This window comes from Brevundimonas sp. (assembly GCF_041648615.1).
In the GTDB taxonomy this organism is placed as follows: Bacteria; Pseudomonadota; Alphaproteobacteria; order Caulobacterales; family Caulobacteraceae; genus Brevundimonas.
The window spans coordinates 1-25,227 of sequence record NZ_JBAZOS010000023.1 but is presented as its reverse complement, the minus strand read 5'-3'; the positions used below and the strand labels follow the sequence as shown (position 1 = coordinate 25,227).

Sequence of the window (25,227 nt, the reverse complement as noted above, 5' to 3'; positions counted from 1 at the left end):
GCCGGGCCGATCGCGGCCTAACGGAGAGCGGTGAGCTTTTCCGACGATGAAATCGAGCGCTATGCCCGCCACCTGGTCCTGTCCGAGGTCGGGGGGCCGGGCCAGCAGCGGCTGAAGGCCGCCCGCGTCGCCATCGTCGGCATGGGCGGGGTCGGGGGACCGGCCGCCCTCTATCTGGCCGCGGCCGGAGTGGGCGTCCTGAGGCTGATCGACGACGATGCCGTCGGCCTGTCCAATCTGCAGCGCCAGATCGCCTTCACCACGCCGGATGTCGGCCGGGCCAAGGTCGTGGTCGGGGCAGGGGCCCTGACGGCCCTCAATCCCCATGTCCGGATCGAACCGGTCGCGGAGCGGCTGACCGGCGACAACGGCGCGCGCCTGATCGAGGGCTGCGACGTCATCATCGACGGGACCGACGACTTTCCCACGCGCTTCGCTGTCAACGCCGCCTGCGTGGCCGCGGGGGTTCCGCTGGTCTCGGGCGCCCTGGGCCGCTGGACCGGACAGGTCGGCGTGTTCCGGGGGCGTCCCTGCTACCGTTGCCTGGCGGCCGAGGTCCCGCCGGACGCCGAAACCTGCGCCCGCGTCGGCGTGGTCGGCGCCCTGGCCGGCGTGGTCGGCTCGATGGCGGCGCTGGAGGCGATCAAGCTGATCACCGGCGCGGGCCAGCCCCTGACGGGCCGCCTGTTGATCTATGACGGCCTGGCGGGCGCCTCGCGGGTCGTCAGGGTCGCCGCCGATCCGGACTGCCCGGTTTGCGGCGGCGTGGCTCAGGCGAAGGCCTGACGCAGCAGGGCGACGTAGCGGGTCATCAAGGCCTGCTCCTGCGAATCCTCCCAGTCGGCGTGGCCGGCGTCATCGATCTCGACCAGTTCCACGGTCTTGCCCGCCGCGCGCAGGGCGTCGCGCATGCGGCGCGACTGGAGCACCGGCACAATGCCGTCCTCGACGCCGTGGACCAGCAGGACCGGGCAGGCGATCTCGGCGGCGCGGCGCCGGGGCGAGGCCTGCTCCAGCGCCGGTCCGGCCGTCTCCGGGTCGCCGATGCGTTTGGTCCAGAATTCGTAGATCTGCTTGCCGGGCGTGTCGTCCTCGCGGTTTTCCCACGCCAGCATCTCGGGCAGGTCGCCGACGCCGCAGATCGAGATGGCCGCCTTGTACAGGTCGGGCCGGCGCACCGCGCCCATCAGGGCCGCATAGCCGCCATAGCTGCTTCCCATGATGGCGACCCTGCCCGCATCGAGACCGCGCAGGGCGATGGCCTGGGCCACGGCGTCCTCGATGTCTTCCTGCATACGGTCGCCCCAGCGGGTCCAGCCCTGGCGCGCGAAGCCCTGGCCATAGCCGCCCGAGCCGCGGAAATTGGGTTGCAGCACCCACCATCCCTGCGCCGCCAGCCCCTGGACCTGACGGTCCCAGGTGCGGGTGTCGCGTACTTCCGGGCCGCCGTGGGGCAGGACCACGAGAGGACCCGGCCGGCCGCCGGGAGGGGCCGTCAGATAGGCCTCGATGGTCGCGCCGTCGCGGGTGGAGACGGACAGGGTCTCCGTGGCGCCCAGACGGTCGGCGGCCAGCACATGGGCCGCGCCGACCGCCACGATGGCCCGCGCCGTCTTGTCATAGAAGAACCAGGCCCCGGGTTCGCGCGGACCGGTGACATAGGCGATGAAACGGTTGCGGGCGACGTCGACGTCGGTCAGGTAGACGTCGCAGTCGTTCTCGAAGAAGCGGTTCAGGGCGCGGTGGTGCGCGGCCAGGGCGGGCTCCGCGAACTCATACTCGAGCCGTTGGCCATAGTAGGCGGCGCCCAGGTATCGGCCGGCCGAATCCTTGAGGCCGTACATCACGTCGCGGCCCGGGCGGGCATTCATCGGCGGACCCGCGGCCAGGGTGCGCAGATCCATTTCGCGGACGGATTCGGTGTCCTCGGTCTCGCCCCTGGCGGACACCAGGACGATCCCCGGGCGATCGGTTTCGGCCACCCAGGAAAAGTCCGGCGCATCGACCACGCGGGTCCGCCGCGCCAGGGTCCATTCGGTCTCGCCCGGCGCGCGGGCGTAGACGGTTTCCATGGTGCCGCGCACATTGATGTCGTGACGCATGACCGCCACCCCGGCCTGGGTCTGCCAGGCGAAGGTTCCGGAGCCGCCCCGCTCCAGCCGTTCGGCCGAACCCGTGGTGATATTGACCTTGTGCAGGCCCAGCACGCCGTCCCGCTCCCAGGCGGTCATCAGCACATGGTCGGGTTCCCGGGGCAGCAGGTCGATAACCCGGCCCATGTCCAGGCTGTAGCGCATGCGCTGGCGTTGATCCTGGAACATGACCACGGCGTCGCCGTCGTTGGCGTCGACCGAGATCACGCGCCGCGAAACATAGTCGACGCCCTCGACGATGCGGTTCGATCCGGTGAGCCTGTGAGTTCCGGTGTTCTGCCTGATGGCGATCCGGACCAGCAGACGGTCGTCATTGCCCCATTCCATCGCCTCGGCCTCGATGGGGCCCAGCTCGATCCGGCGGCGGGGGCCCTCGGGATCATCGGACTGGATCAGATCGATGACGCCGCGCGGTTCGTCCTCCGTGCCCAGCTGCTCCAGGATCGCGATCCGGCGGCCCGACGGCGACAGGGTGACGGCGCGGGTGCGCGAGGGCGCGAAGAAGGTTTCCAGCGGATAGGCGGCGACGCCCCCGTCCGCCTGGGCCAGGGCGGCGTGGGGCCGAAGGGCGGCGACCGCCGCCAGAACACCCGCGCCGGCCAGCAGGCCGCGCCTCGACAGGGCGGCTCGCGCCGCCTTGTTCATTCCCGCCATGTCGATACGCCCCCGATACTTCCCCGGGGCCAACCAAGCCGGGCTTGGCGGTTCCGTCAAGCTTGGGGCGTCAGAGCATGGCCGGAATGACCCGGTCGGCCGGACGGTGGCCGTTCTGGAAGGTCAGGATATTGGCGATGACCCGGTCGCCCATGTCCTGACGCGCCTCCAGGGTCGCGGAGCCCAGGTGCGGCAGCAGCACGACATTGGCGTGATTCAGCAGGCCCGGATGGATGGCCGGCTCGTGCTCATAGACGTCCAGCCCCACGCCGGCGATCGCGCGGCGCGCGACGGCGCCGGCCAGGGCCGCCTCGTCGATCAGCTCGCCGCGGGCGGTGTTGATCAGGATGGCGTGCGGCTGCAGCCGGGCCAGCCGGTCGGCCGACAGCAGATGGTGGGTCTCCTTCGTCGCCGGGCAGTTCAGCGAGATCAGGTCCATCCGCGCCAGCATCTGGTCCAGATCGTCCCACCAGGTGGCGCCCAGCTCCTCGGCGATCATGTCCGGGACGGGTTTGCGGTTGTGATAGTGGACCTGCATGCCGAAGGCCCGGGCGCGCCGCGCCAGGGCCTGGCCGATGCGGCCCATGCCGACGATGCCCAGCCGCTTGCCCCACAGCTTGCGCCCGCACATCCAGGTCGGGGTCCAGCCCTCGAAACGGCCCTCGGCCACCACCTGGGCTCCCTCGACGATGCGGCGGCTGACCGCGAGGATCAGGGCCATGGCCAGGTCGGCCGTGTCCTCGGTCAGGACGCCCGGCGTATTGGTGACGATGATCCCGCGCGCCACGGCGGCGTCGATGTCGATATGGTCCACGCCGGCGCCGAAATTGGCGATCATCTTCAGCTGGTCGCCGGCCTTCGCGATGAGGTCGGCGTCGATCACGTCGGTGATGGTCGGGACCAGCACATCGGCGCGCGCGACGGCCGCCTCCAGAGCCGCGCGATCCATCGGCCGGTCGGTCAGGTTCAGTTCGGCGTCGAACAGCTCCCGCGCGCGGGTTTCGACCGCGTCCGGAAGGCGTCTGGTTAATACGACCTTAAGCCGGGGCGCTGACATTCGAAGCCTTGGATTTCACGGATGCAGACGGTGTCTAGCAAAGCTCGCTCCCGCCTCCAAAGGCTGGCTGTCATCGCGGCGGTTCTCGGCGCCGGCGTGATCGCCGGGGCGGGCCAGACCATGCCCGACGGGCGGCCCACGCCCAGCGGCCAGCCCGTGCCGCGCTGGCTGTCGCTGAAGTCGTCCGAGGTCCGGGCCCGCTACGGCCCCGGGCTGGATTACCGCATCCTGTGGGAATACCGCGCCTCGGGCCTGCCGGTGCAGGTGATCGCCGAGACCACCGAATGGCGCAAGATCTGCGATCCCGAGGGGGCCGTGGCCTGGGTCCACCGCAGCGTGGTCTCCAGCCGCCGCAGCCTGCTGAACGCCTCGGACGTCGAGGTTCCGATCCGCGCCGGCCGTTCGGACACCGCCCCCGTGCGGGCCCGCCTCAGCCCCCACGCCCTGGCCTCGATGGACGCCTGCGAGGACGGCTGGTGCGAGGTCCGGGTGCGCCGCCTGCGCGGCTGGGTCCGCCAGACGGCGGTGTTCGGGGCCCAGGAGCGGGCGCTGTGCAGCGCCTCGCGGCCGGCCGGGCGGGGCCGCTAGGCCGTCCCTTCCCCTGCGGCAGGGCGTCACAACGCATGTTGAGCCTGCCGCCTGCCTCGTGTACCCCGACGGCAACACCTGCCGGAGGCCGCCGTTGAGCCAGTCAAAACATCCGTCGTCGTTCGATTATGAAGCCCTGCTGGCGGCCGGCCGGGGCGACCTGTTCGGTCCCGGCAATGCGAAGCTGCCGGCCCCGCCGATGCTGATGTTCGACCGGATCACGACGATCAACGGCGACGGCGGCGCGCACGGCAAGGGCTATGTCGAGGCCGAGCTGGATATCCATCCGGACCTCTGGTTCTTCCAGTGCCACTTCATCGGCGATCCGGTCATGCCGGGCTGTCTGGGGCTGGACGCCATGTGGCAGCTGGTCGGCTTCTACCTCGGCTGGATCGGCGGACCCGGCAAGGGCCGCGCCCTGGGCGTCGGCGACGTCAAATTCACCGGCCAGGTCACGCCTGACATCAAGAAGGTGGTGTACAAGATCGATCTGAAGCGGGTCATCAACCGCCGCCTCGTCATGGGCATCGCCGACGGCGTGCTCGAGGCGGACGGCGAGGTCATCTACACCTGCCAGGACATGCGCGTCGGCCTGTTCGGCGGCGCGGCTGAACTGGTCGGCGGCTGATCCGCTTTCACTGAAGACCGCGGACAACGCGGCGACTGAAGACTGACAAGGGAAACCATCATGCGGCGTGTCGTCGTCACCGGCCTGGGTATCGTCTCTTCCATCGGCACGGGCCAGGAAGAGGTCACCGCCTCGCTGCGCGAGGCGCGGTCGGGCGTCGTGGCCGCGCCGGACCACATCAAATACGGCTTCCGCTCGCAGGTCTGGGCCCCGCCGGCCCTGGGCGCCACGGCCGAGGACTGGGCTCCGCTGGTCGATCGGCGCGCCGCCCGCTTCCTCGCCAACGGCACCGCCTGGGGCCACATCGCCTTCGAGGAGGCGCTGAAGGACAGCGGCATGACCGCGGACGAGATCAGGTCCGAGCGCATCGGCCTGATCGTCGGCGAGGGCGGCCCCTCGACCCAGGTCATCCTTCAGGCCGCCGCCACCACGGTCGAGAAGACCTCGCCCAAGCGCATCGGGCCGTTCGCCGTGCCCAAGGCCATGGCCTCGGGCCCCTCGGCCGTGCTGGCGACCTGGTTCCAGCTCAAGGGCATCAACTATTCGATCTCCTCGGCCTGCGCGACCAGCGCCCACTGTATCGGCGCGGGCGCCGAACAGATCGCCTGGGGCAAGCAGGACGTGGTCTTCGCCGGCGGGGTCGAGGACATCGACTGGTCGATGTCCAACATGTTCGACGCCATGGGCGCCATGTCGTCCGACTTCAACGAAACCCCGGGCAAGGCCAGCCGCGCCTATGACAAGGACCGCGACGGCTTCGTCATCGCCGGCGGCGCCGGCATCGTGGTGCTGGAAGAGTATGAGCGGGCCGTGGCGCGCGGCGCGACCATCTACGCCGAGGTCACCGGCTACGGCGCCAACTCCGACGGCTACGACATGGTCGCCCCCTCGGGCGAGGGCGCCGAGCGCTGCATGAAGATCGCCCTCGAAATGGCCGGCCATCCCCGGATCGACTACCTCAACCCGCACGGCACCTCGACGCCGGTCGGGGACAGCAAGGAAATGGGCGCCGTCCGTAACGTCTTCGGCGACGACCTGCCGATGATCTCCTCGACCAAGTCGCTGACGGGCCATTCGCTGGGCGCGGCCGGGGCGCAGGAGGCGATCTACTGCCTCCTGATGATGAAGAACGGCTTCGCCGCCCAGAGCGCCCACATCGACACCCTCGACCCCGAGTTCGAGGGCATGCCGATCCTGCGCGAACGCCACGACGGCGAGCTGAAGCACGTCATGTCCAACAGCTTCGGCTTCGGCGGGACGAACGGCACGCTGATCCTGTCGAAGGTCTGATCGCGGGAGCCAACCGGCGTCCGGCGCGCTAGGTTGGGCCTGACATCCGAGTTGGACATTCCCTGACCCTCGACCCCTACATTCTGTTCCTGCTCGGCCTCGGGGCCGTGATCCTGCTGGTGTCCTGGGCGCCGGTGGGTCTGAAGCGGTTGCCGCTGACCCTGGCCATCCTGTGCGTGGCCCTGGGCTTGGTGATCTTCAGCACCGGCCTGCTGTCGTTCAACCCCGACCCGAGGACGTGGGACACGGCGACCGAGCGGCTCACCGAACTGGTGGTCATCATCAGCCTGATGGGGGCCGGGCTGAAGCTGGACCGGCGGCTGGGCTGGCGGCGCTGGTCCTCGACCTGGCGGCTGCTGGCCGTGGCCATGCCCCTGACGATCGTGGCCGTGGCCTGGCTGGGCATGGCCGGCCTCGGCTTCAGCCTGGCCATGGCCCTGCTGCTGGGCGCGGCTATGGCTCCCACGGATCCGGTGCTGGCCGCCGACGTCCAGGTCGGCCCCCCGCAATCGGGCGACGAGGACGAGGTGCGCTTCGGCCTGACCTCGGAAGCCGGATTGAACGACGCCCTGGCCTTCCCCTTCGTGCATCTGGCCATACTGGCGGCGGCCGGAGGCCTCGCCACGACCTCGGGCCTGACCGACTGGTTCACGATCAAGGTCGGCTGGAAGCTGGCGGCCGGGCTTGGCGTCGGCGTCCTGTGCGGCCGGCTGTTCGGGCGTCTGGTCTTCCGCCGCGGCCAGGGCGCCGCCCGGTTCGGCGACGGCCTGGTGGGCCTGGCGGCGACCCTGCTGGCCTACGCCGCGGCCGAGCTGGCGCACGGCTACGGTTTTCTGGCCGTCTTCGTCTGCGCCCTGACCCTGCGATCGTGGGAGCGGGATCACGAGTTCCATCAGGAGATGCACGACTTCTCCGACCAGATCGAGCGGCTGCTGATGATGCTGCTGCTGGTCCTGTTCGGCGGCGCCCTGGCCAACGGCCTGCTGGCCTCCCTGACCTGGAGCGACGCCCTGATCGGCCTGGCCGTGGTCTTCGTGGTGCGGCCGGTGGCGGGAATGATCGCCATGATCGGATCGCGTCAGCCGATGCGCGAGCGGCTGCTGCTGTCCTTCCTGGGCATCCGCGGCGTCGGCTCGGTCTATTACGTCGCCTATGCGCTGAACCACGGCGCGTTCGGCGACAGCGAGCGGCTGTGGGCCATCGTCGGCTTCATCATCCTGGTCTCGATCCTGGTCCACGGCGTCACGGCGGCGCCGCTGCTGCAGCGGCTCACCCGCCGGCGCGAGGCCGAGGCCGGCTGAGGCCTCAGACGCCCTTGTCGGCCCGCATCACGGCCCGGGGAAAGCGGATCAGGCCGATCCGGTCCTGCAGGGTCTTCAGCGGGACCATGCGGGCGCGCCACACGGGGTCGACGGCGAATTCGAACGCGACCTGGGTCAGATCCTGCTCCAGCAGGAAGCCGAACGCCTCCAGCCCGGCCGGACCGCGGGCGACCACCACCTTCCAGTAGGCGCGCGGGATCCTCACCTGGATCGGCCCGTCGTCGTCCACGCCGACGAAGACCGGATCGTCCGCCGCCAGCAGCGGCCCGGCGAACAGGGCGTAGCGCTCGATCCGGCCCTGGGCCTCGATCAGGTTTTCCAGCAGGCCCCAGACGCCCCGGCGGTTCGAGCGGTTGAAGCCCGCCACCTGCGGCGTGCAGTTGGTGACGTGATAGGTGTCGCCGTTGGCGCGGCGCACCTGGGCGTAGTCGGCGCCCCAGCAGACCTCCTCGCGCCGGACCAGATGGCCCTTGTCGAAGGCCTTGCGGTCCTTGTCGAAGAAGCGGTCCGGCAACTGGGCTTCGGCCGGCAGGCGCGGGTCGAGGAACCAGCGCTCGAAATCGTTCTCGCCCAGACCGCCCAGGGCGTCGCGATTGTAGGACTGGGTCGGATCCGGTTCCTTGGCGGCGTCGGATCCGTCGACGTTGGAGGCGGTGAACAGGCAGACGCGCCGGGCCCTGTGCATGACCAGAGAGAAATTCTGGTAGGGCACCACCATGCCGCCGTCGTGCATCCGCGCCGCGACCGAGGCGTCCCGCAGCGTCGGCAGGGGCACGGAGAGGCCGAGAAAGCGGGGGTCGTAGCCGGTCCGCGAGGGGTAGTCCGGGTCGTGCCACGGCTCGACCACCTTCTCGATCGCCCCGGCCCCCGCGCCCGCGCTCGCGGCGAAGGCCGACCCGGTCGTCTGGCCGAGACTGACGGTGATGGTCAGGGGTAGGGTCAGGACCGTGGACCCCGCGGAACCGACGGCGGGCGCGCCGTCCATAACCTGCGCCGGGGCCGCCGACCGCTCCGTCGCCGGGACCGGCGGCTCGGCGCGGCCCAGACAACAGGCTTCCAGCTCGTCCCGCAGCGGCCCGGCGGGCGCCAGCGACAGGGCCGTCGCAGCGATGCGGCTGGCGCGGACGCCCTCATTGGCGATCCAGTCGATGTCGGCGTCGTCGTCGTCGTCGGTCGCGGGCTTGCCGTTCCGCAGCAGCCAGCGCCCCTGGGCGTCCTTACGCGGCACGCCCGAATGGTGCAGGGCCACGACCTGCCAGGAATCGTTGAACACCGGCGCGCCCGACGATCCCGGCGCGGTGTCGGATTCATAGGTCAGGTGGTCGGCGGTGATGTCCAGCAGCCGGTTCTCGCGCATCGCCACCTGTTTGGTCCGGCCGTTGGGATGCTGGATGATGGTGATGGCCTCGCCGACGTTGATCTTGCCCACCTCGGGGCTGAGCCTCAGCCAGCCGAAGTCCGACAGCCGGCCCTCGCCCCTCAGCGGCCGGGCGCGGACCGCGACCAGGGCCATGTCCAGGGCGGGGTCGACGACGAAGAACCGGCCCGGATCGAAGGCGAAGGTGGTGGTCGGACGCGGGAAGCCCAGCCGGTCCAGCTCGCAGTCGAAATCGACGCGCGATCCGGCGGCCGTGGCCATGTCGGGGAAGACGTGCTGGTTGGTCAGCAGCAGGTTCGGCGTGATCAGGAAGCCCGTGGCGTCGCCCAGCGCCCGCCCGCCGCCGTCGAGGATGGTGATCCGCCCCACCGGCCGCGCCGCGTCCAGGCCGCGCAGCAGATAGTTGAGGTCGACCAGATCGTCGCTGCCGATGGTCCGCTCCAGCTCGGACAGGGAGGCCTTGCGCCCGCCCTCCTGAAGCTGGAGCGTGCGCAGCGCCTGCCGTTCGGGGGTTTCCAGCTGGCCGGGCACGGTGGCGTCGACCCGCGCCTTCAGCAGATCCACGGCCTCGGCCGTCCTGGCCTCCATGGACGCGGCCCGGCCCGCGGCCGGCGGCGCGACCTCGTGGACGATCCGGGCGCCGGTGATTTCCACCACCCCCTTCAGACGATCGACCCTCATGCCGTCCTCCTGTCGAAGCGGCACAACCATAACGTCGATTTGCGACAGGGGGAACGCGGGAGGCCCTGGCGCCATCGCGACTTCCCCCGCGCGGCCGCCGCTGCTACCCCTCCGGCCACACGGAACGGCCCCGACCTGAGCGGCCGACGCAAGATGGAGATGCATCCCATGGCCGCTTCCGAAGGCTGGAACATGCCGACCGGCGAACTCATGAAGGGCAAGAAGGGCCTGATCATGGGGGTCGCCAATTCGAACTCCATCGCCTGGGGCATCGCCTCCCAGCTGGCCGCCCAGGGCGCCGAACTGGCCTTCACCTACCTCGGCGAGGGGCTGGAGCGCCGGGTGCGGCCGCTGGCCGAGAGCGTCGGGGCCAAGCTGCTGATCCAGGCCGACGTCACCGACGACGCCTCGATGGACCAGGCCTTCGCCGAGCTGGAAAAGGCCTTCGGCACGATCGATTTCGTCGTCCATTCGGTGGCCTTCGCCAACAAGGACGAGCTCAAGGGCTCGTTCGTCGACAACACCAGCCGCGACAGCTTCCTGCTGGCCATGAACATCTCGGCCTTCAGCTTCGTCGACGTGGCCAAACGGGCGTCGAAGCTGATGCCCAACGGCGGCTCGCTGGTGACCATGACCTATCTCGGCTCGGAACGGGCCATTCCCAATTACAACACCATGGGCGTGGCCAAGGCGGCGCTGGAGGCGGCGACCCGCTACATCGCCCGCGACCTGGGGCCGCGCGGCATCCGCTGCAACGCCATCTCGGCCGGGGCCATGCGCACCCTGTCGCTGGCCGGCATCTCGGGCGGCCGCGGCATGATCAGCCAGGGCCGGGCCATGTCGGCGATGAAGGAGGACACCTCGATGGAGGGCGTCGCCGGCGCCGCCCTGTGGCTGTGCTCGGACCTCGGCTTCTCGACCACCGGCGAGGTCATCCACGTCGACGCCGGCTTCCACATGATGGGCATGGCGGCGGACGAGGAGGGGTGATCAACCCAAGGTGATCAGGCCGCGCTTGTTTTAGGCGAAACAGGCAGGATAGGCTCACGTCGAACCGAAGGAGCGGACATGACCGATCCCGGCTACCCCCTCGACGACATCACGGTAACGGGTCAGCGCCGCAGGCCCGATGGAACCTATCCGAGCCGGGGCGGAAGCGGTGGAGGCGGCGCCAACGAGCCCGGTGGAACCAATCAGTGGGAACTGGAGGAAGAGGACGAGACGCCGCCGGAAGGTCAGGTGGATCCTTGCGCCGATCCCGTGTCACGAAAAATCTGGAATGCTGATGCCGCGGCGGCTGCCGGCGCTGCGGCGTTGATTGCGAAGGCCGCGTCATTGAATGACGGCTCCAGCCTCGCCAACCGGGAATTCGGCTCCTACCTGCTTTTGGGAGCCAATGGGCAAGTTAACCTTCAACCGAATATCACTGTCGGTGATCCCGCAGTGCTCGGGTCTGTGCCGAATGTGTCCATTGATGTTGCGGGGGTTCATTCGGGAAACTGGATGGGAGACATCCATAATCATCCAAGCGGCGACGGAAACCTGAGCGGCGGCGAGTGGGCGGAATTCATCAATATGTCCAGCCAGTACAGTGCTACCAATCCGGAACGCGCAGAACTTTCACACGTGTCGGTCTATGTTGTCGTCCTCGACGCTTCTTCGCCAACCGGGTACCGAATTTACGCATACAATAAAGACACGCCCTACAACCAGCTGGGAGCGGAGGTAAATCCGGATGCGCAACCCTGTCCTGCTACATAAATGCGTCGCCACCCTCGCGGCAGTCGGCGTGATCGGCGCCTTGGGCGGGTGTGTTTCGTCGCCCTCCCCTGCAGGTCCATTCGAGCCGCCCCTGGCTACGCCTTTGACGCCGGTGAGTATTGTGGCGAGGGGGGCGTCGGGCGTGCGCATGGAGATCGTTCTTGCCGCTGATCAATCATGGGTGGCGACGCTTGCCGGGAACAGGCGCGAGGGTCGGGTCACCGACCGGACCTGCATTGGCTTTCGGGACGCGATCGCCGCCTATTCGCGATTGCCGCCACTACGCCCGGCGCCTGTACTTCTGATTCCGGATCGTCCCCGGAACCTACCGCTTGCGCCCCGTGCTCCACACGCCGAATACTGGGTCATCACTACGGCGGGTTACGCGCCAGATTGGTCGCAGGTTGATCTGGAAATCCGCGGCTCGCAGGGTCCGTACGCGCACTGGGTCAACGACACGGTGGAAGCGATCAAGAGCTGTGCGCCGTCAGCGCCCTGAAAGCCAACACATAGCCATTGACCGCATTTGCCAAGGTCAACGACCCGTCGAAGACTTGTGGTTGGCAACGGTCTCCACATGCGTGGTGAGCTGTGACGACAGGGATGGGAAGAGCTGCGCAATCCATCCCTAGGGCGTGGCGATCAGCACCCGCTCGAACGGGTAGCGGTCGCGGATGTCCGAGGCGAAGAAGCGGCCCTTGGAGAAGGCGGCCCGGAAGGCCGCCTCCACCTCGGGCGGCACGCCGACGTAGTCGTAGACGTCGCCCGAGACGAAAGTCACGCGCAGGCGGCGCCGGGGCTCGTCATAGCTGAAGCGGCGGATGACGGTGGAGGGCATGACGGGGCAACGCGCCATGCCCGGCGCGGGCTCCAATTCGCTGCATGGCCGGATCAGCGCGTTCCGCACGGATGGCGGTCCGGGCGTTGCAGTTCATGCGGTGCAGCCGGATGGCGGTCTTCGCCGGATCGTCAGTCCGGTTCGCGCTCGCCGATCTCGGTCGGCTTGACGGCCAGCAGCCAGCCGTCGGCGATGTGCAGTTCGGGCACGGCCTCCTTGGTGAACGGCAGGTACCAGGTCGGGCCGCCCAACGCGGGCGCGATCTCCAGCATGTCGTCGGCGCCGAAATTCTGCACCGCGCGGACCGGGCCCAGCACGACGCCGTCCGGGTCGCGCGCCTCCAGCCCGACCAGATCGGTCAGGTAGAATTCGTCCTCATCGGGTTCGGGCAGGCGGTCGCGGTGGATGTACAGCTTCAGCCCGCGCAGGGCGTCGGCCTGTTCCTTGGTGGCGATCTCCTTGGCGCGGCCGACCACGGCGGTCTTCTCGGGCCGGGCCGAGGTCAGGGTCAGTCCGGGCGTGCCGTCGGCGCGCAGCAGGACGCCATAGGACAGCAGGGCCATGGGGTCGGCGGTCCAGGCCGTGACCCGCACCTCGCCCTTGACCCCGAACCCGCCGGCGACCTGGCCGACGAGGATGAGTTTGCTTTCGGTCATTCGTCCTTCTCCCCTCGGGGGAGAAGGTGGACCGCGGAGCGGGACGGATGAGGGGGCTGTTAAAGATTGCCCGATCTCACCCGTTCCGCGTCGCGTCCAACATCCCCCTCATCCGACCGCCTTCGGCGGCCACCTTCTCCCCCGGAGGGGAGAAGGATCACCGGATCAGGCCTCGGTCTTCTCTTCTTCGGTCGCTTCAGCGGCCGGAGCTTCTTCCGCGGGAGCTTCGGCCGGAGCCTCTTCCGTCACGGCTTCAGCGGCCGGAGCCTCTTCAGCGGCGGCCTCGGCCGGGGCCTCTTCAGCAACGGCTTCGGGCTCGGGCGCCGGCGCGTTCTTCGCGGCTTCAGCAGCAGCGGCCGCTTCTTCCTTGGCGCGGACGGCGGCTTCGGCGGCTTCCACCTTGGCGGCGGCTTCGGCTTCCGCACGGTCGGCTTCGCGCTGGGCGCGCTCGGCGGCGCGTTCCTGGGCCTTCTTGCCCGGCTCGGCCTTCTTCGGGTTGTTCGACTGGGTCCATTTGACCTTGTCGGCCAGGGCTTCGTCCTGGCTCAGGAAGCGGGCCACGCGGTCGGTCGGCTGGGCGCCCTTGGCGAGCCATTCCGTGATCCGGTCGGTCTTCAGGGTGACGCGCTTCTGCTCGCCGTCGCGCGGCAGCATCGGATTGTAGGTGCCGACGCGCTCGATGAATTTGCCATCGCGCGGCGAGTGGCTGTCGGCGACGACGATGTAGTAGTAGGGGCGCTTCTTGGCGCCGCCGCGGGCCAGACGAATCTTCAGCATTTTCAGTCTCTTTCGTTAAGTCGGATTATTTCTTGGGAGGGAAGGACTATTTCTTGGGAAGGCCGGGCAGACCCGGAAGCCCCCCCGGAAGTTGTCCGCCGCCCAGACCCGCGAGGCGGTCCTGGAGGGCTTTCATGTCGTCGGCGCTGGGCTCGGGCATGCGGCCGCCCCCCATCGCCTTGAGGCGGGCCATGTCGGGGCCGCCGCCCATTCCGCCGCCGAGGCCGCCCATCATGGCGGCCATCTGCTTCATGCCCTTGCCGCCGCCCTTGGACATGGACTTGACCATGTCGGCCATCTGGCGGTGCTGTTTGAGCAGGCGGTTGATGTCCTGAACCTCGACGCCGGCGCCTTTGGCGATGCGCTTCTTGCGGCTGGCGTTCAGCAGGTCGGGCTTCTTGCGCTCGGCCTTCGTCATCGAGGAGATGATGGCTTCCTGGCGGGCAATCATGCGGTCGTCGACGCCGCTGTCGGCCATCTGGGCCTTCATCTTGGCCACCCCGGGCAGCATGCCCATGATGCCCTGAAGACCGCCCATCTTCTTCATCTGCTGCAGCTGGGCGGCGAGGTCGTTGAGGTCGAACTGGCCCTTGGCCAGTTTCCGCGCCATGGCCTCGGCCTTGGACTGGTCCAGCTCCTGGGAAGCCTTCTCGACCAGGGCGACGATGTCCCCCTGACCGAGGATGCGGCCGGCGACGCGGCGGGCGTCGAAGACTTCCAGCGCGTCGACCTTCTCGCCCGCGCCGATGTATTTGATCGGCAGGCCGGTGACGGCGCGCATGGACAGCATGGCCCCGCCGCGCCCGTCGCCGTCGGCGCGGGTCAGGACCAGGCCGGTCAGGGGCAGACGGTCGTGGAAGGCTTTCGCGGTGCGGACGGCGTCCTGACCGGTCAGGCTGTCGGCGACCAGCAGGGTCTCAACGGGTTTGGCGACGGCGGCGACCTCGGCCACCTCGGCCATCAGGGCCTCGTCCAGCGTGATCCGGCCGGCGGTGTCGAGGATCAGGACATCGAAGCCCTGGAGTTTCGCGGACTGCAGGGCGCGCCGGGTGATCTGGATCGGCGACTCGCCGGCCACGATGGGCAGGGTCGCGACCTCGATCTGTTTGCCGAGGGTCTGCAGCTGCTCCATGGCCGCCGGACGACGCGTGTCCAGCGAGGCCATCATGACCTTCTTGCGGTCGAACTTGGTCAGCCGCAGCGCCAGCTTGGCCGAGGTCGTGGTCTTGCCCGAGCCCTGCAGGCCGGCCATCAGGATGACGGCGGGCGGCGTGGCGTTCAGATTGATCGGGGTCGGCTCGTCCCCGCCCAGCATCTCGACCAGGCCGTCATAGACGATCTTGACCACCTGATCGGCGGGCTTGACCGAGCGGATGACGTCCTCGCCCGTGGCGCGTTCGGTGGCGAAGGCGATGAAGTCCTTGACGACGGGCAGGGCGACGTCGGCCTCGAGCAGCGCCACGCGGACTTCGCGCATCGCATCGGAGACGTCCTTCTCGGACAGGGCGCCGCGTCCGGTGATCCGGTCGAAGACGCCTGTCAGCCGCTCGTTCAGAGCCTCGAACATTCACAACCTCGTCGGCCCTGCGGCCACCCAATCCGACGGATGAAACGGTCTCCATAGCGAAATGGCCTCCGGCGACGATCACGTCGGCGGAGGGTTCTCGCCCACCTCGTCCGGCCGAAACCGGGGTCGTGTGGGTGGAGACGCGAGGTTCACTTGCGTCGGAAGCGGCGGCTTATGGGGGAAAAGGGGCGGTTTGTCGACTCTGCCCGCGCGTCAGGTCTCGACCGGCAGCAGCCGTCCCGTCTTCACGTCGTAGATGAAGCCGTGAACCGGGACGTCCTTCGGCGTCAGAGGATGTTCGCGGATCCGCTTCACGTCGTCGACGACGCTCTTGCCCAGGTCCTTGAACGCCAGCCACTGAACGTAATGCCCGGCGGTCGATCCGCCCTCGGCGCCGGTGTTGGTCCAGACGGAGCCGTCGAAGGACGCCGTCGCCCGGCTGGTCTCAAGCAGGCCGGCGATCGTATCCCCGTCAAACAGTTGCATGCCGCAGTCGGTGTGGTGGATGACGAACCATTCCTTCGTGCCCAGCAGCTTGTGCGAGATCACCAGCGAGCGGATGGCGTCGTCGCTGGCGCGCCCGCCGGCGTTGCGGATCACATGGGCGTCGCCCTCGGCCAGGCCGGCGTATTTCGCCGGGTCGAGGCGGGCGTCCATGCAGGTCAGGATGGCGAAGGCGCGGGCAGGCGGCAGGGCCAGCCCGCCCTTGTCGCCGAAGCTTTCGGCATAGGCGGCGTTGGCCGCCGTGACTTCCTGATAGACCGGACTTGTGGACATGTCGGACCTCGCAAAATCCCCCGCCGGGCATGGAAACACGAAACTGCCGCGCCGCAACATTAATTGTCCGCACTGCAGCAAAACTTGACCGAAAAGACCCGTTTCGGCGGTTGACTCAACGTCGCCCCCCGGCGCTTGTGCCGACTCCCATGCCGCTTCCAGAGAGGCGCCGCCCATGAGCCCAGCCGCCCCCCTTCCTGAGTATGGGGACCGCCTGCGCGATGAGGTTCGCCTGCTGGGCGGGCTGCTGGGCGAGGTCATCCGCGACGAGGGCGGGCAGGATCTGTACGACCGCATCGAGGCGGTGCGGCAGGCGTCGGTGGCCTATCACAGGGACCCGGCCTCCAACGACGCCTCACGGCTGGAGGCCCTGCTGGCCGCGCTGTCGCTGGACGACGCCGTCGGCCTGGCCCACGGCTTCGCCGCCTTCTCCCTGCTGGCCAATGTGGCCGAGGACCGGGCCGGCAAGCGCCGGGCCCAGGAACAGACGGCGGCCGGGGCCCGGGCCGACACGCCTGACGGCGCGCTTCAGCGGCTGGACGCAGCGGGGGCCAGCCGGGCCGACGTGCGCGAGCTTCTGGCCGGCGCCCTGATCTCGCCGGTGCTGACCGCCCACCCGTCCGAGGTCCGGCGCAAGAGCGTCATCGACCGTATCGCCGCCGTGTCGGACCTGCTGGACGCCTGCGACCAGACCGGCGCGGCCTGCGATATCGACGCCCGGAACGCGGGGCTGAGGCGGCAGGTCACCATCCTGTGGGCCACGCGTCTGGTGCGGCGGACGGGGCTGGTGGTGCAGGACGAGATCGACACCGTCGTCTCCTTCCTCGACCGCGTCTTCCTGCACGTCGCCCCGGCGCAGCTGGCGGACTGGCGCCGGCGGCTGGAAGCGCCGGACCTGGCCCCCTTCATCCGCATCGGCACCTGGGTCGGGGGAGACCGGGACGGCAACCCCAATGTCGACGGGGCGGTCCTGACCGCCGCCTTCCGCAGCCAGGCCCGGGCCGTGCTGCGCTTCTACCTCGACGAGGTGAACGCCCTGGGGGCCGAGCTCAGCCTGTCCGGGTCGCTGAGCGCCATCTCACCGGCGCTCAGGGCGCTGGCCGAGGCGTCGGGCGATCGCTCGCCCCACCGGGCCGACGAGCCCTACCGCCGCGCCCTCAGCGAAATCTACGCCCGGCTGGCCGCCACCCATCCGGTCCTGACCGGCCAGCCCGCCCCGCGCGCGCCTTCATTCGCCGCCGAACCCTATGCCGGGCCGGACGCCTTCCGCGCCGATCTGGCGGTGCTGCAGGACAGTCTGGTCAGCAACCACGGCGCGGTGTTCGAGGACGACCGTCTGGCCGGGCTGATCACGGCCGCCGACGTCTTCGGCTTCCACATGGCGACCCTGGACCTGCGCCAGAATTCGGACGTGCACGAGCGCGTCGTCGCCGACTTGCTGAAGGTTGCGGGCGTCTGCGACGACTACGCCGCCCTCGAAGAGGACGCGCGCCTGACGGTCCTCGCCGCCGAACTCGCCTCGGGGCGGCCGCTGTTCAATCCCTATGCGGCCTGTGCCGAGGAGACGTTGAAGGAGCGCGGCATATTGCAGGCGGCGGCCGAGGCCCTGCGCCTGTTCGGGCCGCAGGCGATCCGCACCCACATCGTCTCCAAGACCGACGCGGCCTCGGACCTGCTGGAGGTCTATCTGCTGCTCAAGGAGGTCGGTCTCTACCGGCCGTCCGACCCGGCCGCCTGTCCGGTCCAGGCCGCGCCCCTGTTCGAGACCATCGACGACCTGCGCGCCTCGCGCCCGACGCTGGAGCGTCTGTTGCGGGAGCCGTCGGCCCTCGCCGTCGCCCGCGCGCGCGGCGTTCAGGAAGTGATGATCGGCTATTCCGACTCCAACAAGGACGGCTCCTACCTGACCTCGACCTGGGAGCTGCACGAGGCGTCGCAGGCCCTGAAGGGGGTGACGGACGCGGCCGGGCTGAGGCTGCAGCTGTTCCATGGCCGGGGCGGGGCGGTGGGCAGGGGCGGGGGCTCCAGCTTCGCCGCCGTGATCGCCCAGCCCCAGGGCACGGTGGCCGGGCGTATCCGCGTCACCGAACAGGGCGAGGTCATCGCCAACAAATACGGAGAGCCCGAGGTCGCGCGGCGCAACCTCGACGCCCTGACCTGCGGCGTGCTGCTGGCGTCGCTGCGTCCGCCGGAGGACGAGACCTTCACAGCCAGACACGGCGAGACCGCCGCCGCCCTGTCGCGGGCCTCGATGGCCGCCTACCGGGCCCTGGTCTACGAGACCGACGGCTTCGTCGACTATTTCCGCGCGGCCACGCCGATCGCCGAGATCGCCGACCTCAAGATCGGCTCGCGGCCCGCCTCGCGCACGGCGTCGACGGCGATCGAGGACCTGCGCGCCATCCCCTGGGTGTTCAGCTGGTCGCAGTCGCGCGTCATGCTGCCGGGCTGGTTCGGCTTCGGCTCGGCGGTCACCGAACTCCTGGATGGGGGCACCGACATGGACGAGCTGCGGACCATGGCCCGCGACTGGCCCTTCTTCCGCACCCTGATCCAGAACATGGAGATGGTCATGGCCAAGGCCGACATGACCATCGCCCGCCGCTACGCGTCCCTCGTGCCGGACAGTGCGCTGGCCGAGCGCATCTTCGCCGCCATCGAGGGGGAGTGGGATCGAACCCGCGCGGCGGTCCTGGCCATCACCGGGCAGGCGGCGCTGCTGGGCGGCCAGCCCGAGCTGGATCGCCTGATCCGCCTGCGCATGCCCTATGTCGAACCCCTGAACCATGTGCAGATCGAACTGATCCGCCGCCGCCGCGCCGGCGACGACGATCCGCGGGTGCGCGAGGGCATATTGCTGGCCCTGAACGGGGTGGCGGCGGGCCTGCGCAACAGCGGCTGATCGCCGTTCAGGTTTCCGCGAATTCATCCAGCGTCGCGATTTCGCCTCCGAATGCTCACGCGGTTGCAACGGGCCGGGCGCATCTGACACCCCGTCGCCGCCAAGAGCGACGTTGACCTCCCCAGGAGTTCGTCATGAAAGCCCTCGCTTCTCTCGCCGCCGTCCTCGCCCTCGCCGCCGCCGGATCCGCCTCGGCCCAGGAGGCGCGAATCGCCTGGGGCGATCTGGACATGTCCAGCGCCGCCGGCGCCGACGCCTTCGACAGCCGGGTCGAGGCCGCCGCCCGCAAACTGTGCCGCAATGCGCGCGCACCCGGCAGTCTCGTCAACGACCGCGCCTTCTGCCGCGCGGCCGTCAAGGCGGAGGCCGTACGGTTGCTTCCGGGCCGCGTCCAGGTCGACTACGCCCTGAGCCGTCTTCCGCTGGTCGTCTGACGCCAAACGGGGCCGCTCCCCCCGGGCGGCCCCGCTTTGACATAAGTCAGGCTTCTGAACGGCTGAGCAGTACTCGGTCTGGAATCAAGGAAACATCACGGTTCTGGTCTGGTGGCTGTCATATGAGACCCTCATCTGCCTTGTGGTCGCATCCCCCCGCGACCGGAGGACTTCAGATGATCAGAACAGCGCTTTCCCTCACCGCCGCCGCCCTGCTTTACGCCGCGCCGGCGACCGCCCAGGAGGTTCGCATCCCCTTCAGCGACCTCGACCTGTCGACCGGCTCGGGCGCCCAAACCTTCGACGCCCGCGCCGCCGCGGCTGCCCGCCGGGTCTGCGCCCTCGGCCCGCGCGCCGTGGTCAACGACAGTTGCGTCCGTCGGGTGCAGCAGGAAGCCGTGCGCAGCCTGCCCGCCTCGCGTCAGGACGACTACGCCCGGGCCCGCCGTGGCGACCGCATACTCGCCATGGTCGCCCCCGCCCGGCCGGCGTGATCCGCACAGACGAAAGAGGCCGGAGGATCGCTCCGCCGGCCTCTTCATCTCGCACCCGCGCCCCGCGCGGCGGCCTCAAGCAGCCCGAAGGGCTGTAGGGCCCCTTACGACGTCGGGAAGCCCCGCACCTTGAGCAGGGCCGTCACGTCCGGGTCGCGGCCGCGGAAGCGGCGATAGGCCTCGGCGCGGTCGGTGGTGTTGCCCTCGGCGAGGATGATAGCCTTGTAGCGGCTCGCGATATCCGGATTGAAGACGTCGCCCGACTCCTCGAAATAGGCCCAGGTGTCGGCGTCCATGACCTCTGACCAGAGGTAGGAATAATACCCGGCCGAATAGGCGTCCGAGGTGAACAGGTGATTGAACTGCGGCAGGCGGTGCCGCATCACGATCTCCTTCGGCATGCCGTAGCGTTCCAGGCTCTCGCGCTCGAAGGCGTCGATGTCGGTCGGCGGCGTGGTCTGCGTATGCAGGTCCATGTCGACCAGGGCGGAGGACAGATAGCTGACCGTGGCATAGCCCTGGTTGAAGGTCTGGGCCGCCTGGACCTTGTCGACCAGCGCCTGCGGCATCGGTTCGCCGGTCTGGTAGTGCTTCATGAAGCCGTCCAGGATCGGCCGGCTCAGCACCCAGTGCTCATGCACCTGCGACGGATATTCGACATAGTCGCGCGGCGTGCCGCCGAGCGCCGGATAGGTCACCTTCGACGCATAGGCGTGCAGGGTGTGGCCGAACTCGTGGAACATCGTCTCGGCGTCGTCGAGCGAGATCAGGATCGGCTCGCCGCCTTCGGCCTTGGTGAAGTTGTTGTTGTTCGAGCCGAGGGTGTTCTTGTCGCCGTCATAGGTCGAATGCGACCGGTAGGTCGTCATCCAGGCGCCCGAACGCTTGCCGGCGCGTGAGTAGTCGTCGGCGTAGTACAGGCCGATGGGCCGGCCGGCGTCCTTGACCTCATAGACGGTCACGTCCGGATGGAAGACCGGCACGGCGCCCGCGGGCAGCTTGTCGAAGGTGAAACCGTACAGGCGGCGCGCCATCTCGAACGAGCCGGCGCGAACGTTGTTGAGCTCGAAATAGGGTTTCAGCTCGTTCTGGTCGAGGTCGTACTTCGCCTTCCGGACCTTCTCGGCGTAGTACAGATAGTCCCACGGCTCGATCTCGTGACCGGCGATCGCGCGCATGTCCGCGACCTCTTCCGCCACCCGCGCCTTGGCCGGGGCCCAGACGCGATTCATCAGATCCATGGCGGCGCGCGGCGTCTTGGCCATGGTGTCCTGCATCCGCCACTCGGCGTGGTTGGTGAAGCCCAGCAGGCGGGCGCGGTCCTGACGCAGCTTCACGATCCCCGCGATGATCGCATTGGTGTCGTTGCCGTCGCCGTTGTCGCCGCGGTTGACGAACTTCTTCCAGACCACTTCGCGCAAGGCCCGGTCGTCGGCGAAGCTGAGGAAGGGATCGACGCTGGAGCGGGTGTTGACGATGGCCCAGCCCTGCACATTGCGGCTGCGGGCCGCGGCGGCCGCGGCGGCCTTGTTCGAGGCAGGGAGGCCGGCCACGCCGGCTTCGGTCGGGATGACCGTCCAGGTGTTCTCGTCGGCCACGACCTTCTGGCTGAAGGCGGTGAAGGCGTTGGCCAGGGCGGTGTTGATCCGGCCCAGCTCGGCCTTGCCGGCGGCGTCCAGGGCGGCGCCGTTGCGCACGAAGGCGTCGCGGCTGCGTTCGGCGATGCGCGTCTGCTCGGCGGTCAGGCCCATGGCGAGGGCGTTGTCGGCCACGGTCCTGATGCGGGCGAACAGCTTTTCGTTGAAGGTGATCTCGTCGCCGGCGGCCGACAACAGGGGCGACACCTCGGTGTCGACGGCGTTGTAGTCGTCCGAGCCGATGTTCGACGTCATGACGCCATAGATGGACCCGGCTCGGTCCAGCGGCTCGCCGGCCATCTGCATGGCGACCATGGTGTTGGCGAAGGTGGCGGGCTCGGGATTGTCAGCGATCGCCTCGATCTCGGCGCGCTGCAGATCAATGCCTTCCAGCAGGGCGGCGCGCAGTTTCGGCGCCGTCACCTTGTCCCACGGCGGCACCCCGCCGAACGGGCCGGTCCAGGGTTGCAGCAGCTCGGCGCGCGGTGTCTGCACCGGCAGGACCGCCCTCGCGACGGCGGCGTCGGCCGCGAGGGTGGAGGTTGGCGCAGCTCCGCCCATGGGGGTTCCGTTCGAGGCGCAGGCCGAGAGGGCGAGCATGCTGCCTCCGGCGATGAGAAGGTGACGTCTGTGCATGAGAAACTCCGTGCGGGGCGTTCGTTTCCGCGACCCTAGGCGCTCGGGCTGCTGACTGTCACATGAACGGGCCGTAATCTTCCCCGGTGGACGGGAGGGGGCGGCAAGTCTAAAGCCCGCGCCATGGCGATTGGCGTATTCGACTCCGGCGTGGGCGGGCTGACGGTCCACCGCGAACTGACGCGGCGGTTCCCCGACCGCGATTTCGTCTATCTGGCCGACCAGGCCAACGCCCCCTATGGCGGACGCGGCGGCGAGGAGATCGTCGAACTGACCCGCGCGGGCTGCGAACGGCTGTTCGAGGCCGGGGCCAATGTCATCGTCCTGGCCTGCAACACGGCCAGCGCCATCGCCCTGCGCCGGCTGCAGCAGAGCTGGGTGCCCGAGGCGCGGGCGCGCCACGGCCGACCGATCAATGTGCTGGGCATCATCGTCCCGACCATCGAGGCGGCCACGGGCCTGCCCTGGACCTATGAGGCCGAGCGGCGCCCCGACAAGATCGAGGCCATCGACATCACCGGCGTCTTCTGCACCGCCGCCACGGCGATGAGTCGGGTCTACGAGATCGAGATCGACAAGCGGCGCGAGGATCTGGCCGTCTTCTCCGAACCATGCCCGGGTCTGGCCGGCCTGATCGAGCTGGGCGCCCCGATCGAGGAGCTGAAGGTGGTGGTCGAGGACCATGTCGACGCCCTGCGGCGCCGCATCGGCCGCCATCCCGACCAGGCCATCCTGGGCTGCACCCACTATGAGATCGTCGCCGACCTGTTCGCCGCGGCCCTGCCGCCCGGCACGCCGGTGATCCACCAGCCGACCGCCGTGGCGGACGCCCTGGCGCGCTATTTCGAGCGCCATCCGGAATATGATCTGGGCGGCTCGGGCCGCCGGGACTTCCTGACCAGCGGCAAGGCCGGGCCGCAATCGGATCTGGTCGCCCAGTTCTGGGGCGCGCCCCTGACCTTCACCCCGGCTTGACGACCGGCGCCGTTCGTCGCCCCATGGCGGCGGGAGGATCGTCCATGCTCAAGCCCCTGATCGCCGCCGTCGTCCTGGCCCTTTTGGCGGCGCCGGCCGCCGCCGAGGTCGTGTCGCGCACCGCCGACAGCTTCACCCTGCGCTATGCGGCCGGCGCCGAGATCGCGCCCGATGACATTCCAGCCGCATTCGTGGCGCTCCCCCGGTGGTGGGACGCCGCCCACACCTATTCGGGCTCGGCCGCCAATCTGAGCCTCGACCTCGCGCCCGGCGGCTGCTGGTGCGAGACACTGGCCGACGGGACCGCTTTCGACCATGGCCGCACCGTCTCGGTCACGGCCGACCGGATGGTGTTCGACGCGCCCTTCGGACCGCTGCGCGGCAAGACGACCCGGGCGGAACTGGTGGTCAGCTGGCCCGCGGCGAACCGGGGCTGGACACCGACCTGGACCATGACGGTCGAAGGCCCGGGCATCGGCGCCATGGCCGACGGCGTCGATGCGGTCATGGGCGCCGGCTACCAGCGCTGGCTCCGCTATCTGGAGTACGCCGAGGCCCCGGCGGAGTCCGGATCCTAGGCGGCCAGCGCCGTTTCCGACGCCACGATCCGGCTGGCGGCGTGGACCACCGCGGCGATGCGCAGCGCCGCCTGCACCTGGGTCGCCGGCACGCCGTGCTTGCGCAGCGCGCCCTCATGGGCGTCCAGACAGGAGCCGCAGCCATTGATGGCCGAGACCGCCGTCGACCACAGTTCGAAATCCATCTTGTCGACGCCCGGATTGGCGAGGACGTTCATCCGCAGCCGGGCGGGGATGGTCGTGTATTCATGGTTCTTCATCAGATGCAGCGACCGGTAGTAGATGTTGTTCATGCCCATGATGGCGGCGGCGGCCTTGGCCGCATTCATCGCCTCGGGCGACAGGATGGCCGCCGCCTGGGCCTCGATCGCCCTGACCACCGGAGCGACGCCGACCGCATGGGCCGAGGCGAGGAAACAGCCCCATTTCTGCTGGTCGTTCAGCACCGTCTCCGAGGCGAGGGAGCCGAGGTTCAGCGAAATGTCCCTGGCGTAGGCGGGCATCAGGTCGCGCAGGGCGTCGATCGACATTTTGGGAGGTTCCCTTCGGGAAGCGGCTATCGCACGCGACGCGGTCGCGCGCTGCTTGAGCCGCATGAAGTCATGGGTGGTCGGGCGCGACCGCGCTCAAGTCGCGAGGCGGAGCCTGTCCTCCGGCCGATCGGAGATCGGACCGGGGGCGAGCCGAGCATAGCGCCCAAAAAACAGCGAGCGCGGGAGGCGGCGATACAAACGCCGCCGCCTCCCGCCACTCAGGACGCCGCCTTACGCAGCGAGCGTCTCGCCGCCCACCGGGCGGTTGCAGGCGCACAGCTCGTCGGTCTGCAGGGCGTCGACGACACGCAGGGTGTCGGCCGGGGCGCGGCCCACGTTCAGATTGGTGACATAGACGTGCTGCACGACGTTGTGCGGGTCGACCACGAAGGTGGCGCGCAGGGCGACGCCCTCGGCCTCGTCGAGGACGCCCAGGTCGCGGGCGAATTTGCCGCCGTTGTCGGCGAACTGCCAGATCGGCAGCTTCGACAGGTCGGCGTGGTCGCGGCGCCAGGCCAGTTTGACGAACTCGTTGTCGGTCGAGCCGCCCAGGACCACGGTGTCGCGGTCGTCGAAGTCACGGGCCAGCGAGGCGAACTCGGCGATCTCGGTGGGGCACACGAAGGTGAAGTCCTTGGGGTAGAAGAAGATCACCTTCCACTTGCCCTCGAAGCTGTCCTGGGTGACGGCCTCGAAGGCGGAGACGCCGTTTTCCTCGTGGTTGTTGAAGCCCGGCTTGACGCCGATGATCTTGAAGTCCGGCAGTGTCTGACCAACGCCCAGCATGGCTGTTCTCCTGAAGTCGCTTGATGGAATGAATCCGGAGCGCCGGGGGGGAGCGGCGCCGCGACCGCGAAATGGCTTGTGCGGTGCACAATGTCAATGAGTGGACCTGACATTGGTCCATAGAT

At 69.2% G+C, this 25,227-nt stretch carries 23 protein-coding genes; 12 read left to right on the top strand and 11 right to left on the bottom strand.

The annotated features are described in order from the left end of the window. Positions 1-30: 30 nt before the first annotated feature. Positions 31-786 (top strand): ThiF family adenylyltransferase, encoded by a 756-nt coding sequence (locus WC555_RS09960; protein WP_373253256.1) that lies wholly within the window; start codon positions 31-33, stop codon positions 784-786. On the opposite strand, the gene WC555_RS09955 is transcribed toward WC555_RS09960, so the two are convergent. Further along, entirely contained in the window at positions 771-2,807 is a 2,037-nt protein-coding gene (locus WC555_RS09955) for an alpha/beta hydrolase family protein (RefSeq protein WP_373253255.1), read from the bottom strand. The genes WC555_RS09960 and WC555_RS09955 overlap by 16 nt on opposite strands. Before the next feature lie 70 nt (positions 2,808-2,877). Beyond that, entirely contained in the window at positions 2,878-3,864 is a 987-nt protein-coding gene (locus tag WC555_RS09950; protein ID WP_373253254.1) for a 2-hydroxyacid dehydrogenase, read from the bottom strand. A 21-nt stretch (positions 3,865-3,885) separates the two neighbouring features. Here WC555_RS09950 and WC555_RS09945 point away from each other — a divergent pair, with 21 nt between their 5' ends. The 4 genes from WC555_RS09945 to WC555_RS09930 all read left to right on the top strand — a co-directional run bounded on the left by WC555_RS09945 (position 3,886) and on the right by WC555_RS09930 (position 7,671). After that, on the top strand, positions 3,886-4,452 hold the full coding sequence (locus WC555_RS09945) for an SH3 domain-containing protein (RefSeq protein ID WP_373253253.1): 567 nt from the start codon (positions 3,886-3,888) through the stop codon (positions 4,450-4,452). A gap of 94 nt (positions 4,453-4,546) precedes the next feature. After that, a complete protein-coding gene (gene fabA / locus WC555_RS09940; protein WP_373253251.1) occupies positions 4,547-5,080 on the top strand; it encodes a 3-hydroxyacyl-[acyl-carrier-protein] dehydratase FabA in 534 nt (177 codons plus the stop codon). A gap of 60 nt (positions 5,081-5,140) precedes the next feature. Continuing rightward, complete coding sequence (fabB, locus tag WC555_RS09935; RefSeq protein WP_373253249.1) at positions 5,141-6,370, top strand: beta-ketoacyl-ACP synthase I; 1,230 nt, start codon at positions 5,141-5,143, stop codon at positions 6,368-6,370. Positions 6,371-6,477: 107 nt separating this feature from the next. Next, complete coding sequence (locus tag WC555_RS09930; RefSeq protein ID WP_373253248.1) at positions 6,478-7,671, top strand: cation:proton antiporter; 1,194 nt, start codon at positions 6,478-6,480, stop codon at positions 7,669-7,671. Between the two features lie 4 nt (positions 7,672-7,675). Here WC555_RS09930 and WC555_RS09925 read toward each other — a convergent pair whose 3' ends face one another. Beyond that, the gene (locus WC555_RS09925; protein WP_373253247.1) at positions 7,676-9,751 is read right to left on the bottom strand and encodes a DNA/RNA non-specific endonuclease; all 2,076 of its coding nucleotides are present in this window, start codon (positions 9,749-9,751) and stop codon (positions 7,676-7,678) included. A gap of 192 nt (positions 9,752-9,943) precedes the next feature. Here WC555_RS09925 and WC555_RS09920 point away from each other — a divergent pair, with 192 nt between their 5' ends. Then, on the top strand, positions 9,944-10,741 hold the full coding sequence (locus WC555_RS09920) for an enoyl-ACP reductase (RefSeq protein WP_373253294.1): 798 nt from the start codon (positions 9,944-9,946) through the stop codon (positions 10,739-10,741). A gap of 78 nt (positions 10,742-10,819) precedes the next feature. Beyond that, the gene (locus WC555_RS09915; RefSeq protein WP_373253246.1) at positions 10,820-11,512 is read left to right on the top strand and encodes a hypothetical protein; all 693 of its coding nucleotides are present in this window, start codon (positions 10,820-10,822) and stop codon (positions 11,510-11,512) included. A gap of 628 nt (positions 11,513-12,140) precedes the next feature. Here the strand turns inward: WC555_RS09915 and WC555_RS09910 are convergent. From WC555_RS09910 to WC555_RS09890, 5 genes are all read right to left on the bottom strand, one after another. Next, on the bottom strand, positions 12,141-12,368 hold the full coding sequence (locus WC555_RS09910; protein ID WP_373253245.1) for a KTSC domain-containing protein: 228 nt from the start codon (positions 12,366-12,368) through the stop codon (positions 12,141-12,143). A 113-nt stretch (positions 12,369-12,481) separates the two neighbouring features. Further along, a complete protein-coding gene (gene rimM / locus WC555_RS09905; RefSeq protein WP_373253244.1) occupies positions 12,482-13,006 on the bottom strand; it encodes a ribosome maturation factor RimM in 525 nt (174 codons plus the stop codon). Positions 13,007-13,171: 165 nt separating this feature from the next. Beyond that, a complete protein-coding gene (gene rpsP / locus WC555_RS09900; RefSeq protein WP_373253243.1) occupies positions 13,172-13,783 on the bottom strand; it encodes a 30S ribosomal protein S16 in 612 nt (203 codons plus the stop codon). A 46-nt stretch (positions 13,784-13,829) separates the two neighbouring features. Next, entirely contained in the window at positions 13,830-15,350 is a 1,521-nt protein-coding gene (ffh, locus tag WC555_RS09895) for a signal recognition particle protein (protein WP_373253241.1), read from the bottom strand. Positions 15,351-15,563: 213 nt separating this feature from the next. Continuing rightward, positions 15,564-16,127 (bottom strand): beta-class carbonic anhydrase, encoded by a 564-nt coding sequence (locus tag WC555_RS09890; RefSeq protein WP_373253240.1) that lies wholly within the window; start codon positions 16,125-16,127, stop codon positions 15,564-15,566. Between the two features lie 175 nt (positions 16,128-16,302). Here WC555_RS09890 and ppc point away from each other — a divergent pair, with 175 nt between their 5' ends. The 3 genes from ppc to WC555_RS09875 all read left to right on the top strand — a co-directional run bounded on the left by ppc (position 16,303) and on the right by WC555_RS09875 (position 19,957). Beyond that, on the top strand, positions 16,303-19,029 hold the full coding sequence (gene ppc / locus WC555_RS09885; protein ID WP_373253238.1) for a phosphoenolpyruvate carboxylase: 2,727 nt from the start codon (positions 16,303-16,305) through the stop codon (positions 19,027-19,029). Between the two features lie 134 nt (positions 19,030-19,163). Next, positions 19,164-19,463 carry a UrcA family protein gene (locus WC555_RS09880; RefSeq protein ID WP_373253237.1) on the top strand — a complete coding sequence of 100 codons (300 nt, stop codon included), beginning with the start codon at positions 19,164-19,166 and terminating at the stop codon, positions 19,461-19,463. Positions 19,464-19,639: 176 nt separating this feature from the next. After that, positions 19,640-19,957, top strand: coding sequence for a UrcA family protein (locus WC555_RS09875; protein ID WP_373253236.1), 318 nt, complete (start codon positions 19,640-19,642; stop codon positions 19,955-19,957). A 104-nt stretch (positions 19,958-20,061) separates the two neighbouring features. Here WC555_RS09875 and WC555_RS09870 read toward each other — a convergent pair whose 3' ends face one another. After that, the gene (locus WC555_RS09870) at positions 20,062-22,230 is read right to left on the bottom strand and encodes a M3 family metallopeptidase (RefSeq protein WP_373253234.1); all 2,169 of its coding nucleotides are present in this window, start codon (positions 22,228-22,230) and stop codon (positions 20,062-20,064) included. A 123-nt stretch (positions 22,231-22,353) separates the two neighbouring features. Between WC555_RS09870 and WC555_RS09865 the strand changes: the two genes are divergently transcribed. After that, entirely contained in the window at positions 22,354-23,205 is an 852-nt protein-coding gene (locus tag WC555_RS09865; protein ID WP_373253233.1) for a glutamate racemase, read from the top strand. Between the two features lie 44 nt (positions 23,206-23,249). Beyond that, entirely contained in the window at positions 23,250-23,783 is a 534-nt protein-coding gene (locus WC555_RS09860; RefSeq protein WP_373253231.1) for a hypothetical protein, read from the top strand. Here WC555_RS09860 and WC555_RS09855 read toward each other — a convergent pair. Both WC555_RS09855 and WC555_RS09850 read right to left on the bottom strand, forming a co-directional pair. Further along, positions 23,780-24,313, bottom strand: a complete 534-nt coding sequence (locus WC555_RS09855) for a carboxymuconolactone decarboxylase family protein (protein ID WP_373253230.1) — start codon at positions 24,311-24,313, stop codon at positions 23,780-23,782. The two genes, WC555_RS09860 and WC555_RS09855, sit on opposite strands and share 4 nt — an antisense overlap. 234 nt (positions 24,314-24,547) lie before the next feature. After that, complete coding sequence (locus tag WC555_RS09850; RefSeq protein ID WP_373253229.1) at positions 24,548-25,102, bottom strand: peroxiredoxin; 555 nt, start codon at positions 25,100-25,102, stop codon at positions 24,548-24,550. Positions 25,103-25,227 lie beyond the last annotated feature (125 nt).

What these genes read in the sequence shown, in the direction of transcription:
- WC555_RS09925 (WP_373253247.1), bottom strand. Translation starts at nt 9,751, where the DNA reads ATGAGGGTCGATCGTCTGAAGGGGGTGGTGGAAATCACCGGCGCCCGG.
- WC555_RS09955 (WP_373253255.1), bottom strand. Translation starts at nt 2,807, where the DNA reads ATGGCGGGAATGAACAAGGCGGCGCGAGCCGCCCTGTCGAGGCGCGGC.
- WC555_RS09875 (WP_373253236.1), top strand. Translation starts at nt 19,640, where the DNA reads ATGATCAGAACAGCGCTTTCCCTCACCGCCGCCGCCCTGCTTTACGCC.
- WC555_RS09910 (WP_373253245.1), bottom strand. Translation starts at nt 12,368, where the DNA reads ATGGCGCGTTGCCCCGTCATGCCCTCCACCGTCATCCGCCGCTTCAGC.
- WC555_RS09860 (WP_373253231.1), top strand. Translation starts at nt 23,250, where the DNA reads ATGCTCAAGCCCCTGATCGCCGCCGTCGTCCTGGCCCTTTTGGCGGCG.
- WC555_RS09890 (WP_373253240.1), bottom strand. Translation starts at nt 16,127, where the DNA reads ATGTCCACAAGTCCGGTCTATCAGGAAGTCACGGCGGCCAACGCCGCC.
- ffh (WP_373253241.1), bottom strand. Translation starts at nt 15,350, where the DNA reads ATGTTCGAGGCTCTGAACGAGCGGCTGACAGGCGTCTTCGACCGGATC.
- WC555_RS09920 (WP_373253294.1), top strand. Translation starts at nt 9,944, where the DNA reads ATGCCGACCGGCGAACTCATGAAGGGCAAGAAGGGCCTGATCATGGGG.
- fabB (WP_373253249.1), top strand. Translation starts at nt 5,141, where the DNA reads ATGCGGCGTGTCGTCGTCACCGGCCTGGGTATCGTCTCTTCCATCGGC.
- WC555_RS09855 (WP_373253230.1), bottom strand. Translation starts at nt 24,313, where the DNA reads ATGTCGATCGACGCCCTGCGCGACCTGATGCCCGCCTACGCCAGGGAC.
- WC555_RS09880 (WP_373253237.1), top strand. Translation starts at nt 19,164, where the DNA reads ATGAAAGCCCTCGCTTCTCTCGCCGCCGTCCTCGCCCTCGCCGCCGCC.
- WC555_RS09870 (WP_373253234.1), bottom strand. Translation starts at nt 22,230, where the DNA reads ATGCACAGACGTCACCTTCTCATCGCCGGAGGCAGCATGCTCGCCCTC.
- WC555_RS09950 (WP_373253254.1), bottom strand. Translation starts at nt 3,864, where the DNA reads ATGTCAGCGCCCCGGCTTAAGGTCGTATTAACCAGACGCCTTCCGGAC.
- WC555_RS09865 (WP_373253233.1), top strand. Translation starts at nt 22,354, where the DNA reads ATGGCGATTGGCGTATTCGACTCCGGCGTGGGCGGGCTGACGGTCCAC.
- WC555_RS09850 (WP_373253229.1), bottom strand. Translation starts at nt 25,102, where the DNA reads ATGCTGGGCGTTGGTCAGACACTGCCGGACTTCAAGATCATCGGCGTC.
- rpsP (WP_373253243.1), bottom strand. Translation starts at nt 13,783, where the DNA reads ATGCTGAAGATTCGTCTGGCCCGCGGCGGCGCCAAGAAGCGCCCCTAC.
- ppc (WP_373253238.1), top strand. Translation starts at nt 16,303, where the DNA reads ATGAGCCCAGCCGCCCCCCTTCCTGAGTATGGGGACCGCCTGCGCGAT.
- WC555_RS09915 (WP_373253246.1), top strand. Translation starts at nt 10,820, where the DNA reads ATGACCGATCCCGGCTACCCCCTCGACGACATCACGGTAACGGGTCAG.
- WC555_RS09945 (WP_373253253.1), top strand. Translation starts at nt 3,886, where the DNA reads ATGCAGACGGTGTCTAGCAAAGCTCGCTCCCGCCTCCAAAGGCTGGCT.
- rimM (WP_373253244.1), bottom strand. Translation starts at nt 13,006, where the DNA reads ATGACCGAAAGCAAACTCATCCTCGTCGGCCAGGTCGCCGGCGGGTTC.